The organism is Candidatus Poriferisocius sp. (assembly GCF_965214065.1).
Taxonomy (GTDB): Bacteria; Actinomycetota; Acidimicrobiia; order Acidimicrobiales; family Bin134; genus Poriferisocius.
Genome location: NZ_CBDCAT010000028.1, coordinates 1,098,375 through 1,114,734, shown reverse-complemented (window position 1 = coordinate 1,114,734; position 16,360 = coordinate 1,098,375). Strand labels below are relative to the sequence as shown.

13 protein-coding genes are annotated in these 16,360 nt (G+C 62.9%); 5 read left to right on the top strand and 8 right to left on the bottom strand.

Annotation, left to right across the window (positions count from 1 at the left end):
• Positions 1 to 71: 71 nt before the first annotated feature.
• Complete coding sequence (locus ACOOGG_RS16560; protein ID WP_420437049.1) at positions 72 to 1,562, top strand: AMP-binding protein; 1,491 nt, start codon at positions 72 to 74, stop codon at positions 1,560 to 1,562.
• A gap of 76 nt (positions 1,563 to 1,638) precedes the next feature.
• Here ACOOGG_RS16560 and ACOOGG_RS16555 read toward each other — a convergent pair whose 3' ends face one another.
• The 8 genes from ACOOGG_RS16555 to ACOOGG_RS16520 all read right to left on the bottom strand — a co-directional run bounded on the left by ACOOGG_RS16555 (position 1,639) and on the right by ACOOGG_RS16520 (position 11,303).
• Complete coding sequence (locus ACOOGG_RS16555; protein ID WP_420437047.1) at positions 1,639 to 3,636, bottom strand: acetoacetate--CoA ligase; 1,998 nt, start codon at positions 3,634 to 3,636, stop codon at positions 1,639 to 1,641.
• 373 nt (positions 3,637 to 4,009) lie between these two features.
• A complete protein-coding gene (locus ACOOGG_RS16550; RefSeq protein ID WP_420437045.1) occupies positions 4,010 to 6,223 on the bottom strand; it encodes a xanthine dehydrogenase family protein molybdopterin-binding subunit in 2,214 nt (737 codons plus the stop codon).
• A complete protein-coding gene (locus ACOOGG_RS16545; protein WP_420437043.1) occupies positions 6,220 to 6,696 on the bottom strand; it encodes a (2Fe-2S)-binding protein in 477 nt (158 codons plus the stop codon). Before ACOOGG_RS16545 ends, ACOOGG_RS16550 begins: the two co-directional genes overlap by 4 nt.
• Positions 6,693 to 8,981, bottom strand: coding sequence for a xanthine dehydrogenase family protein molybdopterin-binding subunit (locus ACOOGG_RS16540; protein ID WP_420437041.1), 2,289 nt, complete (start codon positions 8,979 to 8,981; stop codon positions 6,693 to 6,695). Before ACOOGG_RS16540 ends, ACOOGG_RS16545 begins: the two co-directional genes overlap by 4 nt.
• Positions 8,978 to 9,820, bottom strand: coding sequence for an FAD binding domain-containing protein (locus ACOOGG_RS16535; RefSeq protein WP_420437039.1), 843 nt, complete (start codon positions 9,818 to 9,820; stop codon positions 8,978 to 8,980). Before ACOOGG_RS16535 ends, ACOOGG_RS16540 begins: the two co-directional genes overlap by 4 nt.
• The gene (locus ACOOGG_RS16530) at positions 9,817 to 10,671 is read right to left on the bottom strand and encodes a nitrilase-related carbon-nitrogen hydrolase (RefSeq protein WP_420437037.1); all 855 of its coding nucleotides are present in this window, start codon (positions 10,669 to 10,671) and stop codon (positions 9,817 to 9,819) included. Before ACOOGG_RS16530 ends, ACOOGG_RS16535 begins: the two co-directional genes overlap by 4 nt.
• Positions 10,668 to 11,042 (bottom strand): cupin domain-containing protein, encoded by a 375-nt coding sequence (locus ACOOGG_RS16525; protein WP_420437035.1) that lies wholly within the window; start codon positions 11,040 to 11,042, stop codon positions 10,668 to 10,670. Before ACOOGG_RS16525 ends, ACOOGG_RS16530 begins: the two co-directional genes overlap by 4 nt.
• A gap of 3 nt (positions 11,043 to 11,045) precedes the next feature.
• Positions 11,046 to 11,303, bottom strand: a complete 258-nt coding sequence (locus tag ACOOGG_RS16520) for a hypothetical protein (protein WP_420437033.1) — start codon at positions 11,301 to 11,303, stop codon at positions 11,046 to 11,048.
• 324 nt (positions 11,304 to 11,627) lie between these two features.
• Between ACOOGG_RS16520 and ACOOGG_RS16515 the strand changes: the two genes are divergently transcribed.
• The 4 genes from ACOOGG_RS16515 to ACOOGG_RS16500 all read left to right on the top strand — a co-directional run bounded on the left by ACOOGG_RS16515 (position 11,628) and on the right by ACOOGG_RS16500 (position 16,352).
• Positions 11,628 to 12,632: an ABC transporter permease gene (locus tag ACOOGG_RS16515; protein WP_420437031.1), complete on the top strand. Its 1,005-nt coding sequence runs from the start codon at positions 11,628 to 11,630 to the stop codon at positions 12,630 to 12,632.
• Complete coding sequence (locus tag ACOOGG_RS16510) at positions 12,632 to 13,564, top strand: ABC transporter permease (RefSeq protein ID WP_420437029.1); 933 nt, start codon at positions 12,632 to 12,634, stop codon at positions 13,562 to 13,564. Before ACOOGG_RS16515 ends, ACOOGG_RS16510 begins: the two co-directional genes overlap by 1 nt.
• 72 nt (positions 13,565 to 13,636) lie before the next feature.
• Positions 13,637 to 14,833 carry a BMP family lipoprotein gene (locus ACOOGG_RS16505; RefSeq protein ID WP_420437027.1) on the top strand — a complete coding sequence of 399 codons (1,197 nt, stop codon included), beginning with the start codon at positions 13,637 to 13,639 and terminating at the stop codon, positions 14,831 to 14,833.
• A gap of 151 nt (positions 14,834 to 14,984) precedes the next feature.
• Entirely contained in the window at positions 14,985 to 16,352 is a 1,368-nt protein-coding gene (locus ACOOGG_RS16500; protein ID WP_420437025.1) for a RidA family protein, read from the top strand.
• The last annotated feature ends 8 nt before the right edge of the window (positions 16,353 to 16,360 follow it).

Genomic DNA, 16,360 nt, shown 5'->3' with positions numbered 1-16,360 from the left:
GCTGCCTACTGAGATGCCAGACACCCCGGTGAACGAGTGTGGCGGCAAACAGGATCAGTATTGTCGATGCGGTGAGCAAACCCTCGAAGCTGTCAGAGTTGGCCCGGCGAGACCATGATGAGCTGGCGCTGGAGGACGACTCCCACCAGATAACCTGGGCTGAGCTGGATCGCCGTACCCATGCCATCGGGCGAGGGCTGATGGCCGCCGGGGCCTCACGAGGGGATCACGTGGGGCTGGTGTGCTCCAATCGCACCGAGTTCGTGGAGGTCATGTTGGCCTGCTTCCGGGCCGGGCTGAAGATGACCCCGATCAAGACCAACTGGACGGCTACCGAGATCGCCTATGTGCTGGACGACGCCGGTTCGGCCCTAGTGGCAACCGACTTGCCCGCAGCCAGGGACGCGGCGGGGGACCGCCCAGTGGTATGGATTGGCGACGATTTCGACGCCTGGGTCGACGCCCAGGATCCGAATCCCTTTCCAGCGGGGGGCACCGGCTACCGAATTCCCTACACCTCGGGTACTACCGGTCGGCCCAAGGGAGTCGAGCGCACACTGGACTCGGAGTCCACCTTCGAGCAGTGGTGGGAGTTCTCCTCATTGGGGGCCCAAGGGCTGGGCCTGCCCCGCGACGGCAAGCACCTCATGGTGGCCCAGCTCTTCCACGGCGCTCCCCTGGCCTTTGCCCTGGGGGCGCTGGCCAACGGTGCGCCCATGCGGATTATGGAACGGTGGGACACGGAGCGAGCGGTGGACGTTATCAGCGACGGGGTGACCGCTACCATCATGGTCCCCACCATGTTCCGCCAGCTCTTGGCCTTGTCCAACGAACGCAAGGCCGAGCTGGATCACTCCTATCTGGCCACTGTCCTGCACGGCGGCGAGCCCTGCCCGGTGCCCCTAAAGCACCGCATGATCGACTGGTGGGGCCCGATCTTCACCGAGTACTACGGATTCACCGAGGGTGGAATGACAATGTGCAGTTCCCCCGAGTGGCTGGCCCGGCCGGGCACCGTGGGCACCCCCATTGGCGAGCTGGCTATCCAGATCGTGGGTGACGACGGCGAACTGCTGGGCCCCGGCGAACCCGGCACGGTGTACTTCCGCCGTCCCGAGGGGCGCTATTTCCGCTACATCAATGCCGATGACAAAACCGACAATGCCTACAACGACTCCGGTTACTTCTCGGTGGGCGACATCGGCCACCTCGATGAGGACGGCTATCTGTACCTTTCAGGCCGCAGCTCCGAGGTGATCGTGGCCGCCGGGGTGAACATCTACCCCGCCGAGATCGAAGACGTGGTGTTCGCGGTGGACGGGGTGGCCGACGCCTGCGCGGTGGGCGGGCCCGACCCAGACCGGGGCGAGCAAGTGGTGGTGTACCTAGCCGTGGCCGACGGCTTCGAGCCCGACGAGGTGACTGGGGCCATCGATTCCGCCTGCGCCGAGCACCTCGCCGGCTACAAGCGCCCCCGTCGCTACATCATCCGCCCCACCGTCGATCGCGATCCCACGGGCAAGGTCCTCCGCACCAGACTCCGCGACGAGCTTTGGTCCTAGCCGGTGCCCATTTCATATTCCCTCAGGTCATAGAAGGAGTTATCAGCTTGCCCGCTGCGATCGTGGGAAGGGGTGCTCATGCGGTTCTCCCGTGTGCGTTGTCTCGCCATCTCTGTCCGAACGCCTCGAAGTAGTGCAGCGAATTCGGGTCCTGAAGAGCGCTGGCCGATGCGACCTGAGAGGCGGCTGCACCCAACAAGATGCGTTTCACGGGGACCTCGAGTTTCTTGCCCGAGATGGTGCGCGGGATAACAGGCGCGGACCGAATCTCATCCGGTACGTGGCGTGGCGACAGTTCGGCGCGCAGCCTCGTACGCAACCACTCGCGGAGCTCTTCAGTCAGCTCCTGCCCATCTCGCAACACCACGAACGCCAGCAGATCGCCGAGCCCGCCTTCGTCGTCTTCAAGATGCACCACTAGCGAGTCGTCGACCAGGTCGTGTTCCTCGATGACCGAGTAGAAGTCTGCTGTGCCGAGTCGCACTCCGCCGCGATTGAGGGTGGCGTCGGAACGACCACTGATAACACACGAGCCATCATCGAAAATCGTGATCCAATCGCCATGGGACCAGACGCCGTCGAATGACTCAAAATACGACCCCCGATAGCGCCGGCGATCCTCGTCGCCCCACAAGCCCACCGGCATCGAAGGTGCTGGGCCGGTGATCACGAGTTCCCCATCGATTTCCCGCAGCGGTTGTCCATCAGGATCGAACGCATCCACTCGCCATCCCAGCTGACGGCACGCGATGGCACCCGACCGAACGGGCAGCACGGGCGCCCCGCCGACAAACGCACTGCACACATCGGTCCCGCCGCTGATGTTGGAAACTGGCATCGGAGCAACGGCCTCGGAAATCCAGCGGTATCCCGCGTCGGGAAGGGGCGCCCCAGTCGAACCAATCTCCCGCAAGCGGCGTAGGTCCAGCGTTTCCCCAGGACGCAAGCCTGCGCTGCGGCACGCCATGAGGAAGGGGGCCGAGAATCCGGCGAGTGTCACGGCGCTCTGCTCGACGATCGACCACAGAGTGTCCAAGGTCGGCGAAGCGGGATCACCATCGAACATGACGATCGACGCACCCGCCAGCAGCCCCGACATCAGGTAGTTCCACATCATCCAGCCCGTCGTCGAAAACCAGAAGAACCGGTCTCCGGGTCCGAGATCGTGATGAAGCGCGAGTTGCTTGCCGTGTTCGAGCAGGATTCCTCCATGCCCGTGGACGATCTGTTTCGGCCGTCCAGTCGTGCCCGACGAGGAGAGGATGTAAAGAGGGTGGGCAAATGGGACGGGCTCGAATCGCAACGGCTCGGTCGTATCGGCAGTCAGGTCGGACCATGTCTGGACGTCCTTCGAAATGGTGGCATCCGGATCGAGATACGGCAGCAATACGGTGCTCTGCACTGACGGCAGGCCCCGTCGAATCTGATCTATGACGCCCGAGATGTCGATCGGCTTGGCGCCATATCGGTAGCCGTCGACCGCGAGAAGCACTTTGGGTTGGACCTGGGTCCAACGATCGAGGACGCCGCGGGCTCCAAACTCGGGCGCGCAAGAGGCCCATACCGCCCCGATTGACGCGGTTGCGAGAAAGGCTACGAGGGTCTCGGGAATGTTCGGCAGCAGCGCGACCACGCGATCTCCAGGTCCAACGCCGAGCCGTCGCAGGCCGGCGGCTGCTCGCCGGACCTCCTCGCGCAGCTCGCCCAAGCTGAGTTCTTGGGCAGGGCGCGTCTGGGACCTCCCGACTGCGGCAACATCGGTGTCGCTGAGCCCGTTTCCGCGCAAGATATGCTCCGCGTAGTTCAGGGTCGCGCCGTCGAACCACGTTGTGTTGGGCATGGGGCTGCCGCTGATGACCGATCGGGGCGCCTGCGTCGCATCGATCTCGAGGTAATCCCAGACTGAGGCCCAGAAGTCACCGGGTTCTTCAACCGACCACCGCCATAGGGCCTCGTAGTCGCCCAATGCCGCCGGTTGGTAGCGCTCAGCGAACTGCCCCATGCGGGAATTCGCCCACGCATCAGGAGGCGGACGCCACACCACGTCGTCAGCGATCGCAGGCGTCTGGCTCATGGGCGAAAAGCAGGGATGCGCACGCCAGTCGCTTCAGTCCAGGCTGCCGGTGACAGCGGACCCGTGGGCACCTGCGGTGCAGGAGGGAACTCGTAGTCCAGGAAGTTCCTCAGCTGCCCGCTCTCATGTGGATCCAACACCACCGCGGCGGTGGCCGAAGTGGCTGGCGTGGTGGGAGCATTGACCGTTGCACTTGCGGCGCCTGTGAGTTGGGCACTGGCTTGGGCGGCCGCGGCCGCCGTCACGATGGGTGAAGTTGAATCGGGTGCGGGGTTTTCAACGCTCGCACACGCAACGACAAGAACGGCGACTCCCACCAACAGCGCGCCAAGACGGACATCCACAATGCCACCCTAGGTGGCTCACATCGGCCCTAGGGAGCGGACTTCATCAACGCCTTGATTTTCGAGGCCGTGATGGGCAGGTCGGTAACAGTTCCAGGACGGCCGATGGCTTGCTCGATGGCGCTGGCCAGCGCAGCTCCGCAGGCATTGGTGCCGCCCTCGCCCGCGCCCTTGGCTCCCAGGGGGTTATGCGGACTGGGGGCGTCCTCGGAGAGCAGCACCTCCACCGCCGGCGTCTCCGATGCCGTGGGCATCAGGTAGTCCATGAACGAGGTAACTAGCGGTTGGCCCTGGCTGTCGTAGAGGAACTCCTCGAGCAGGGCACCGCCAATGCCTTGGGCGGCGCCGCCTTGGATCTGCCCCTCGATCAGCATTGGATTGATCGCCCTCCCGACGTCGTAGGCCACCACGTATCTTTCGATCTTGACGGCCCCTGTGTGCGGATCGATATCGACGACCACCGCGTGGGCGCCATACGGATAGGTCATGTGGTCGGCGGTGAATGATGCCTCAGCTCGCAATTCTCCTCCGATGGCCGCGGCAATCTCGCCCAAGGTGAGTGACCTGTCGGGCTGCCCGCGTACACCGATCGCTCCCGCCCGGTACTCCAAATCCTCTGCGCTTGCCTCGAGAATGTCGGACGCGACGTCGCGGGCGATCCTTTTGACGGCATCGGTGACAAGGCGGGTGGCCGACCCAGTCATGACGGTAACCCGGCTAGCAAACGCTCCGAGACCACGCGAGATGCGGTCGGTCTGTCCGTGGATCACCTCGATGTTGCGGTAGTCCATGTCAAGGTCATCGGCGCAGATCTGGGCAATGATGGTCTCGATCCCCTGCCCGACCGAGGCCGCGCCAGTAACCACTTCAACCGAGCCATTCTCGCGGATGGAGATTTGAACGTCTTCGAAGGGCCCTAGCCCCGACTTTTCAACGAACATGCCGATACCGAGTCCGACCAGCTCACCGTCCGCCCTGCGTTGGGCCAACTCGCGGTCAAGTCGTTCAAATTCGATGTGATCCACCATGCGGTCAAGGATCAACGGGTAGTCACCCGAATCGAGTACAACGGATGTGCCCAAGACGGATAGCTGGCGGTCGAACGGCATCGCGTCGGCCGAAATCAGATTCCGACGCCTGACGGTCACCGGATCGAGCCCCATCACGCGGGCTACGGCCTCGACCACCCGCTCGCAAACGAAGGTTGCCTCAAATCGCCCGGGAGCACGATAGGTGCCCGCCGGCGTCTTGTTGCTGAGGCAGATATGACCTCGAGACCGGTAGGCAGGAAAGGCATACGGGCCGGGCAGCATGGCGGCAGTCAGCGATGGCACGGTGGCACCGTGGGTGCGGACGTAGGCCCCTTGGTCATACCAGAATTCATCGTCGACTGCGGTGATCAGCCCGTCGCGGCTCACGGCGGCCTTGACTAGATGGCGCTGATCGCGGCTGTGGTTGGCAGCGATGAGATGCTCTCGCCGATCCTCGATCCACTTCACGGGGCGATTCAGGCGGAGGGCGGCCCACGACACCAAGACGTCTTCTGGATATAGCTCGCCCCGTATTCCGAATCCGCCTCCCACCGCGCACTCTCGGCCGACAACCGAATGGGGCTCCAAGTCGAGCATGGCCGAGATGGCGGCACATGTGTAGTGCGGGACCTTTGATGCACCGTGGAGCTCTAAACGACCCGTATCGGGATTTGGCCGAGCAAGCAGGCCCCGGGTTTCCATGGGAATTCCCGAGTGTCGGCCGACGGTGAGCTCAAGCTCCAGTATGCGGTGCGCCTCGGAGAACGCCTGGTCCACCGACCCGTACTCGCTCTCGAGCAACATGGCCTCAACCGGTTCGATCTCGAGGGGTTCGATGTCCACGACGACCAGCTCTGCGATGTCCTCGGCCACATAGGCATCCTCAGCGACGACGATGGCCACCGGTTCGCCGACGTATCGAACCGACTCCCGTGCCAGCACAGGTTGGCGGTAGGGCACCAGTTCGTCGTATCCGATCTGGCGGAAGTCGATCGGCGGTACCGGGGCCAGATCCTCCCCTGTCCAAACTCCGACAACCCCCGAGGACTGGAGTGCTTCAGAAACGTCGATGTCGACGATCAATCCGCTCGCCACCTCAGAGCGAACTACCCGCAGATGGGCCTCGTTGGGAAACGAGACATCGGCGATGAATTTGGCCCGCCCCAATAGCAGAGGGCGATCCTCGAGACGCCGTACCGACTCCCCGATCACTGCTGATCGCGCACGCTGCGAACGGCTTCGATGATCGTCTGATATCCGGTGCAACGACAGAGGTTCGAAGACAGGGCCTCGCGCAACTCATCGTCGTCGATGTCGGGCTGTCGGCGGAGGATGCCCTGGGCCAGCATCAGGAATCCAGGGGTGCAGAACCCGCACTGAAGGGCGTGATGTACCGAGAAGGCTTCCTGTAGCGGGTGCAGCTCCAGGTCGTCACCGGCAAGACTCTCGACGGTGGAGATCTCGCAGTCTTCGGCCTGCACGGCGAACACGAGACAGGAGCGGACCGGATCTCCATCGATCAAAACAGTGCAGGCTCCGCAGACTCCCTGCTCGCATCCCAAGTGGGTGCCGGTCAATCCGCAATTCTCCCGAAGGGTGTCGGCGAGGGTCCGTCGCGGCTCCACATCTACGTTGTGCTGCTCGCCGTTCACATGGAGGGTGAGCGCCTTTAGATCAGAGCTCATCGAGCGTCCTCCCGCGAGCGAATGAGCGCCCGGACCCTGTCGGGCGTGGCCGGCAGCTCATCAACAGCTAGGTCTAGGTGAGCCAGAGCATCGGATATCGCGTTGAGGATCGCGGCTGGTGCCCCAATGGTCCCCCCTTCGCCGAGGCCCTTGGCGCCAGTGATTGTGGCGTCGGTGATCGTCTCAAGGTGCCGTATTTCGATATCGGGAATCTCGGCCGCGGTTGGCGGCAAGTAGTCCATGAGCGACGCAGTCAAGATGTTCTCGTCATGGTCATAGACAACCTCTTCATACAGTGCATTGGCGATTCCCTGCGCGACACCTCCACGGATCTGGCCATCGACGATCATCGGGTTGATCAGCTTGCCAGCGTCCTCCACCACCACAAACCGGGTCACGGTGGTTGCCCCGGTCTCGGGGTCAACCTCCACCTCGGCGATATGGCATGCGTTCGAGAACGTGCCCGCAGGATCGTAGGAGGCTTCCACCGCGAGACCAGCCGGTGTGCCGGGTTCGAGGCGCTCGGCGTGGTGATGGGCGATTCGGGCCAAATCTGAGATGGGAATTCCTACCTCAGTGCCGGCCACGCTCGCCCGTCCGGCGGCGAAGACAATGTCATCGGCATTGGCCTCCAGCACTGCCGCTGCCACCTGGGCCAATCGCTGGCGCAAGCGGCCCGCGGCAATCTGGGTGGCACCGCCGGCGATCACCATCGAGCGGCTGGCAAAGGTCCCCCAGCCATAGGGTGCTCGGTCGGTGTCACTGTGGACGATCCGGATCTGGGGTACGTCGATGGCCAGCTCATCGGCAATCACCTGGGCCAGCGTGGTCTCGAGTCCCTGCCCGTGCGGTGAAGCCCCAATGCATGCTTCGACGAACCCCGACGGGTCCATGTTCATGGTGACCGTTTCGTAACCGAGGGTGATGCCCATAGATCGAGTTGCGAACACCGGCGTGCCATACCCGGTTCGCTCCGCGAAGGTGGAAATCCCAACCCCGAGCAGTGGGCCATCCGTTTTGCGGGCCTTTTCCTGCCGGTTCCGAAACTCATCGAGATCGAAGTGCTCCACAGCGGCGTCGAGCGATTCGACGTAGGTGCCGGCATCGTGCACCACGCCGGTAGCCGAAGTGTGAGGAAATTCAGTCACCAGGTTCCGGCGCCGAATCTCCACTGGATCAATGCTCAGACGACGGGCCGCGGCATCCATTAACCTTTCGAGCGTGGCGGTGATCACCGGGCGGGAAACACCCCGGTAGGGCGCAACCGGGCAGCGATGGCTGGCCTCACCCCGTGAACGGGCCCGGTAATGGGCCACCTTGTAGGGGCCGCAGAGTTCGCCCATGGCCATGAGCGGCTCAACGCCCCAGGTGACCGGATAACACGACCACGCGCCCACGTCGCAGGCAACCTCGGCATCGATGGCTAGCAGGTCTCCGTTGGCGGTGAATGCTCCCTTGACCCGATACACCTGATCGCGGCTGTGCCAAGACGAAGTGAGGTTCTCCGATCGGTCTTCGATCCAAGCGACGCTTCCCCGCCGCTGCACAGCCAGCCAAGCGACCACCACATCCTCTCGGGCGAGAGACATCTTCTGGCCGAATCCCCCGCCGACATCGGGGGCCACCACCTGAATATCGGCCTCGGGCATCCCGAGCAGATCACCAATCGAAGTTCGCAAGATGTGCGGGGTCTGGGTGGAGGCGTGAATGGTGAGGCGACCGGTCCGCCGGTCGTACTCGGCTGTGGCTCCGCGTGTCTCTATGGGCAGGGCGGCTTGTCGATGAGAAATCAGGCCTACGTCAACGAGACAATCCGCCTGTGCGACGGCGTCGTCGATTCCCGGGGTGGCGAACTCTCCTTTGATTACCGTGTTGGTGGCCGCGTCCGCCGGGTGGACCAATGTCTCTTCTTCAGGGTCGATTTCAACGACGACCTGCTCGGCCAGGTCCTCAGCCTCCTCCGGTGAGCTTCCGACGACAACCGCTACGGGCTCCCCCACGAAGCGCACACGGTCGCGAGCCAACAGGGGTTGGCTGACCTTGACGAAATCCGGGCGGTGAAGGACAGCCTCGATCTCGCCGACCCCAGCTGCGTCTAGATCAGCGGCGGTGTAGCAAGGTCCTTCGATAGATCGAATCAGTCCCGTCGACGACGCGCTGCGGACGAACCGCGCCGTCGCCATACCCAACGCCACGTCGCCGACAAAGCGACCATCACCGCGCACGAGTGCGGGATCCTCGACCCGGCGAATGGACCGCCCAACCCAGGTGTCGCTCAAAGTCACGAGAGCGCCCGTCGAGCCAGCGCCCGAACGAGGTCGCGCCGATACTCGGCTGACCCGTGAATGTCGCTCCGGGGATCTATTTCATCGCCGGCCACTTCCGACGCTGCCTCGATGGCATCAGTGCCCAAGGGCTGGCCAAGCAGCGCCGACTCGGCCCCGGTCAGGCGAACGGGGGTTGCGCCTACTCCCGCAGCCCCAATTCGCGCCTCGGCGATACGACCGTCTGCCAACCTGACGGCGCTAGCAACCGCAACCACTGCGAAGTCGCCCGCACGGCGGCTGAACTCCGAGAACCCTGTCTTCCAGTCGGCATCCAACCAGGGCAAGCGAACCTCGGTGAGCATCTCGTCGTCGTCGATCGAGGTGATAAAGGCCGATTGGAACAGGTCGGCGGCAGTGATGACACGTTCCCCGCGAGCTGAGGCAACGGCCACGTCAGCATCCAGCGTTCGGGCCAATAGGCACCATTCGGCGGCGGGATCGGCGTGGGCGATGGAGCCGCCGAATGTGCCACGCAAACGGATCGGGATATGTCCTACGTGCCGTGCTGCCACGGCCAGCAACGAGCTCAATGGCCCCTTGAACCTAGGGCGCTCAAGATCGACATGGCGCACTCGAGTGCCGATCTTGAGGTGCTCTCCGTACATCGCCACCTCGCCGAAGCCGGGAACCGCGCCGATGTCGATGATCACTTCGGGTCGGGCCAGGCGAAAGTTCATCATCGGAACCAAGCTCTGCCCCCCGGCCAAGATCTTGGCTTCGTCGCCATTCTCGGCCAGCAGATCCAAGACCTCGGCTACATCATGGGGCCGTTCGTACCGGAATGCTGCCGGCTTCACAGTATTGAACCGCCATACGAAAGGCCGTAGACGTCGGTGCGTCGGTCAGCACGCGGCTGGATCAGCGATCCTCGGGCCTCGGCACGCTGCACATCTCCGAGGTCGACCGTAACTAGTTGCGATTTGTCTTCGGTTCCCGACATCGGCCCGGCTGCTACTTGGCCAAAGCTGTCGATCACCAAAGACGACCCCAAGAAGTCAAACCCCGAGAGGGCTCCCACCTGGCTCGTGCAAGCGATGAAGACCTGGCTGAGCTTCGCCTGCAATGCGGCCCCATGAGCCTGGGGGCAGAAGCCGTCGGCGTCCCATTTTTCGGAGTCGAAGCCCGTGATCCACGCCGAGGGCACGCAGATGAGCTCGGCCCCTGACAGCGCCAGCACCCGTACTACCTCGACAAAACGCAGGTCGTAGCAGATGCACAGGCCAATTCGCCCCACGGGCGTCTCGACTACCGGGAGGCCCCGATCGCCTAGCGTGAAGCACGCTTTCTCCCCGGCGAACAAGTGCAGCTTGCGGTAGTGGCCGATAACCCCTGACTGATCCACGATGACGGCGGTGTTATAGATCGCTTCGCCATCGCGTTCGCAGAAGCCGCCAGCAACTAGTCCCGAATGATCGGCGGCCACTGCGGTCCAGGCATCGACGGTCGGCCCCCAGAGAGGCTCCGCTGTGCGAGCCACTTCGTCGGGCTCAACCGTGTACCAGGGCACGGCCAATTCCGGCAAGACGACTAATTGCGCACCCTGGTCGAACAGCAGTTTTGCCGCTTCCGCCGTCGCGGTTCGATTGATGCCTGCGTCTCCAGGTGGGCTGCCCATCTGGGCCAACCCGATCGAGACGGGGCGCGTCATAGGGCGCCACTCAGCTTGAGCAGATATCGGTCTGGAGGGCATGGTCCGCCAACGCTGACGATCCGACTGTCTCGGTCAGCTCGAACCGCATGCTTCACTCCGGCTGGCACATGGACCGTGTCTCCAGCCTCGAATTCGAGGACATTGTCGTTGTCAAGATCGGCCACTGACCCGCGGCCCTCGAGGATGAAAATCGTGTCCTCCGATTCTGAGTGGGCATGGGGAACGTTTTCTTCGTCGGGTTCGAGCACCACGTAGTTCATGTTTGCCATCTCGGAGCCCACCCCTGGCCAAACCACCAGACGGGCGTCTTTGGAGATCAACGGCATGTAGTGGTCGGGCTCGTCTCGATGGAATTGCTTGATGGCCATTGCTCAATCTCCTAGATGGGCGTAAAGAGAGGGATCGGGGGGACAGGGACCGCCCAAGAGCACTGCCCCTCCTGCACCCGCAATGAATCGGTAATTCGTTGCCGGCTCGATCAAGAACATCGACCCAATGGTGGCGTCGTAACTCTCGTCGGTGTCGAGGTCGACCATGGTGCCCGACCCAGTCGAAACGTGGTAGACGCACTCCGACTCATGGCTCAAGTCGACCGTGCGACCGCCGGGGTCAAGGGTTATGAGATGCATCGAGCGTTGTTGCGCCCCCACCCCGGGCCACACGACCGCATGAGCCGATCCACCAGTCTCAACCACCGACAGTCCTGGCCCGGGTTCAGAGGCTCGGACAACTTGTACTCGTCCACGCCGCATATCTTCGATGAGATTGAACGCTACCACGACCCCTCAGTCGTCGAGTTTCTTGTTGTTCAGCCTTTTTGAGCGATATTCGAGTGCCGCGGCTAATCTCCCGCCTACCGACGACGGGGTGAGTAGGTGAGTCAGACCGAAAATATCGAGCAACCTGCCCGCCCATGGTGGAAGCTTCCGCCAAGCTCTGAGCTGCCTCCCTCTGTGAACACAATCCTCTCGCTGGCAATCACGCTCGTGCTGGTCGCGGTGTTGATTCTCGCCATCGGGGCCAACCCCTGGGAGGCGGCCGAGGCGATTATCAAGGGATCGCTCATCGAGCCCTTCTTCCTCGGCCAAACCCTGATGATCGCGTCCATCCTCGCGCTTACCGGCCTGGCCGCCGCCCTGCCCTTCACATCGAGGTTGTGGAACATCGGAGGCGAAGGGCAGATGTTCGCCGGGGCAATCGCCGCGGTGGCCCTGGGAATCGAATTGCCGTCTAGCACTCCGAGGGTGCTGTTCATAGCAATCGTCATCCTGGGGTCGTTCGCCGGCGGAGCGGTTTGGGGGCTCATCCCCGGCGCTTTGAAGGCGTTCTACGGCGCCAGCGAGATCGTCACGACGCTGATGTTGAGTTTTGTCGCCGTGTTCGTCGCCAACTACATCATCGCCGAAGTCTGGCCTGACCCCTTTAGCCAGAAGACCGTTTCGATAGCCGAGAATGCCCAATTCCCAACAATCTGGGACGACGGCACCGTAGACATCAGCGTGCTCATTGCCATCGGGGCGGCGGCGTTGGCCTGGGTGCTGATTACGAAGACATCGCTTGGCTTCTCCATCCGTGCGATTGGGGCCAACCCCAACGCGGCGCGGCTGGCTGGCGTGCGGACAAAACGGGTCACTCTGCTCACCTTCTTGGTCGCGGGCGGGTTCGCCGGTTTGGCCGGTGGGGTCGCCGTAGCGGGAATCTTCGACGACCTCGACCTCAACTTCTCGAGCAACTTCGGCTTCATCGGCATCGCCGTCGCCCTGTTGGCACGGCTGAAGCCGTCCCTGATCATCCCGGCTGCCTTCTTGTTCTCCATGCTGCGGGTAGGGAGCAACAGCCTCCAGGCTTCGGCGGACATCTCGCCGTCCTTAGGAGACATCATCGTCGCGGTCTTCGTGATCTTGTTGATGGTCACCGGTGCCATTCGATTCCGCTACGCCCAGAATGTGGCCGACTGATGCCGTCCGAAGCAATCATCATCGCCTTCTTCGCAACAGGCTTGCAGCTCATGGTGCCGATACTGTTGGCTGCGCTCGGCGAAACGATCTCCGAGCGCAGCGGCGTGCTCAACGTGGGCATCGAAGGGTCCATGCTGATCGGCGCGCTGGCCACCGCCCTCGTCGGTATCGAGACCGAGAGCGTCACGCTGGCCCTGGCCTTCGGCTGGTTCGCCGGGATCTGTGCCGGAGTGGTTTTGGCGTTCCTCTATGTCAACCGCGGGACGGACCAGATCGTCACCGGCTTGCTGTTCAATGTATTCGCCCTTGGCCTCACCGGAGTGCTGCACGATCGTTTCATCGGGGGCAGGATCGGACCCACGCTCTCACCTTTGGACATCCCGTTGATTGGCGATATCCCCAAGGTCGGAGAAGTGCTCAACGGACAGAACTCAGTGTTCTGGATAACGCTCGCCATAGTTCTCCTTGTCTTCTACTTGCTGAACCGCACCTGGTGGGGTTTGTACGCGCGCGCCGCGGGCGAGCGCCCGCACGCAACCGAGTCCGGAGGGCTCGACGTACAGCGATTGCGCTACCCGGCAGTGATCCTGGCCAACAGTTTGGCTGCATTCGGGGGGGGCGCCCTGGTCATGTCATCTGCAGGCGGCTTCGTACCGGGCATGACCGAAGGCCGAGGCTTCATTGCCCTAGGTGTTGTCGTGGTCGCCCGTTGGAATCCGCTCTTGGCGCTGGCCACGTCGGCACTGTTCGGCCTCAGCCAGGCACTCCAGTTCATTGCCGGTCAGGTGGACCTGCTCGATGGCGTCCCCCACCAAGTGTGGCTGGCTCTGCCCTACGTTGCGACCGTGCTGGCGGTGTTGCTGTCCCGAGGCAGTCGGTATCCGGCCGCGGTGGGCATCCCGTGGCGGAGAGAAACTGCAGGCCGGGCGTAAGCTCGCTGGCGCTCCTGTCGGTGGCAATCTATATTGAGGATTGGCCGTAAGGCCTTTGAACCTAGGGGGGACATGTCAAGTCATCGACTTTTGAAGGTGTTGGCTATCTTTTTTGCATTCGTGCTAGTCGTTGCCTCATGCGGCAACGACGACGATGAAGAGGGCGAGCCAGCACCACCGGCCGCTACCGAAGCACCAGCCGCGACGGAGGCACCGGCCGCTACCGAAGCACCAGAGCCGGAGCCAGAACCAGAGCCGATGGAACCGTTCCGCGTCGTGTTCTTCTACCCAGGAACCAACGACGACCTCAGCTGGTCGAACGCGTGGTATGACGGAGCGCAGACGGCGATAGCCGACAACCCGAGCATCGAGGTTGAATTCGTCGAGCTGCTCAATGAGCCTGACGCCTACGTACAGCAGGGATCGGCGTTCGCTGACCAGGGATACGACTTCATCCTCTTTGCCCACGGCGCCATGGTCGACCCCGCGATCCAAGTAGCCGAGAACTTCCCCGACACCCAGGTATGCATGGCGCCGCACCATCCGACGGACGCGACGCCAGCAGCACCGGACAATCTGTGCTGGGTCGAGGTTGACCAGCACAACGCCAACTTCTTGACCGGGGTCATTGCTGCTCTTGTTACGGAAACCGGCTCGATCGGTTCACTCAACGGTTTCGAGTTCCCGGCGCTGACCCGTCAGCCCGAGGCCTTCCACCTAGGTGCTCGGTGCGTGGACTCCAATATCAGCTTCTCGCAAGAGTTCATCAACACCTGGGGCGACACCGCCGTGGCCAAGGCAGCCGCACAGTCCCTCATTGCCGGCGGAGCTGACGTGATCCTCTCCGCAACCGACCAAGCGGTGCTGGGCATCATCGATGCCGCGCAAGAAGCCGACTCCCAGGTCTGGGTGGTGCCGTCCTACTACGACAGTTTCGATATCGCCCCCGACGTGGTGATCACATCGGCCATCCACGGACTGGCCGATGCCGGCCGAGTGATGATCGAGCGGGCCTACGCTGGTGATATCGGTCCTGCTTCGTACCATCAGTTCGACGTTACGAACACCCCAGGCATCATCGCTGCGCCGCTATACGACAACGCCGATGCCCTCAGCCCAGAAGACCAGGCTATATACGAAGACATCGATGCCAAGGTCCGCTCAGGAGAGATCAGGATCCCCGACGAGACTGCCGGAGATCCCACCATCGGCGCATCAGGATCTGCTGCGGAAATCGATGTGACCGCGCTTGGTTGCACGCCGCGCTAGCCCGACGGCGGTCTTGATCAATGGGCTTGCCCGGGGGTATGGAACTGCGGTTTCGGCCTCCGGGCGAGTTCTATGGTGAAGCTTCGGGTCCTTGGCCCCGCGACCCCGCGCCAGAATGGCTAACAACCAGAATTGAACAGGAGAAGACATCATGGCTGAGAACGATCGGGTAGCCGTATGGGGCGGCGAACCAATGCCCCTCATGCCCTACAGCCCCGCGATCAAGGCGGGTGGCTGGGTCTTCATTGCCGGCCAGCTGGCGTCTGACTTCGTGACCGGCCTCGCGCCGGAGGCCGGCGGTGACGGCCGGAATCCCAACGGGTACAACGCCCTCGAACTTCAATCTCGGTACGTGCTGGAAAATCTCCAATTGACCCTCGAGGCGGCGGGTTGCGACATCGCCACCGACATCGTGCGGATATACCAGTGGTTCAGCTCACCCCACCCGACCATCGAAGAGTTCTGGGAGGGGAACGCCTGGCCGAAGATCAGTATCACCCCTTACCTGCGAACTCGTGATGAGTTCGTCCATCCCCCGCGGCCGGCATCGACGGGCATGGGCATCCGCGAGACGGGACTCCTGGTCAACAAGACCATCCTCGAAGTAGACATGATCGCCATTCCCGGCGGGGGCACCCAAGGCTTCGAAGTTCCCGAAGGCGTCCCATCGCCGCTAGCCGGCTACTCACCGGCGGTTCGAAGGGGCGACTGGATCTTCTGTGCTGGAGAGATCCCGGTCGACTGGATGGGCGACTACATGCAGGGCAATGACATGGGCACTCCCAGCGGCGTCGCCCCCGAGGCCCGCGTCAACCCGTATTTCTGGTACGGCTCCGAGATCGAATCCCAAACCGATTACGTCCTCCAGAAACTCGAGAAGATCGTCCAAGCCGCCGGCGGCTCAATACAGAACACCGTGAAGGCGACCGTGTATCTGGCCAGCCCGGCAGACTTCGAGGGCATGGAGCGCGTCTGGAAACAGTGGTTCCCCGAGAATCCTCCGGCCCGTGTCGTAATCCCCTACATGGGGCTTGGTGGCAAAGGCAGTCGCGTCGAGGTCGCGCTCAAGGTGCTGGCCGACGACGCCTCGATCCAGAAGGAGACCATCGAGACCTCCGATGCTGTGGAGTCACCCTGGCACGAGCCCCAAGCCGTGAAGGCCGGCGATTTTCTGTTCTTCAGCACCGCCATTGCCCACGACGAGCTCGGCAACCTCCCCGAGTCGGTACAGCGCCATCCGGAGTTCCCGTGGTACAAGCAGCCGCCGAGGCTGCAGATGGCCTACATCATGGACAACGTCTCGGCCATCTGCGAGGCGGCCGGAACCAGCGTCGAGAACATTGTCCGGCGCCAGTGCTTCCACGATGATTTCACCCATTTCCAGCAGTCGATTGAAGAGTGGTCCACCTACTTCCCCGGTGACCGGCCGGCCTCTACGACGCTGGAGATCGGCGGACCGCTCCAAGTGCCCGGCGCCCAGTTCCTCATGGACCTGATCGCATACGTACCGCCTAGCTGAGCACCCTC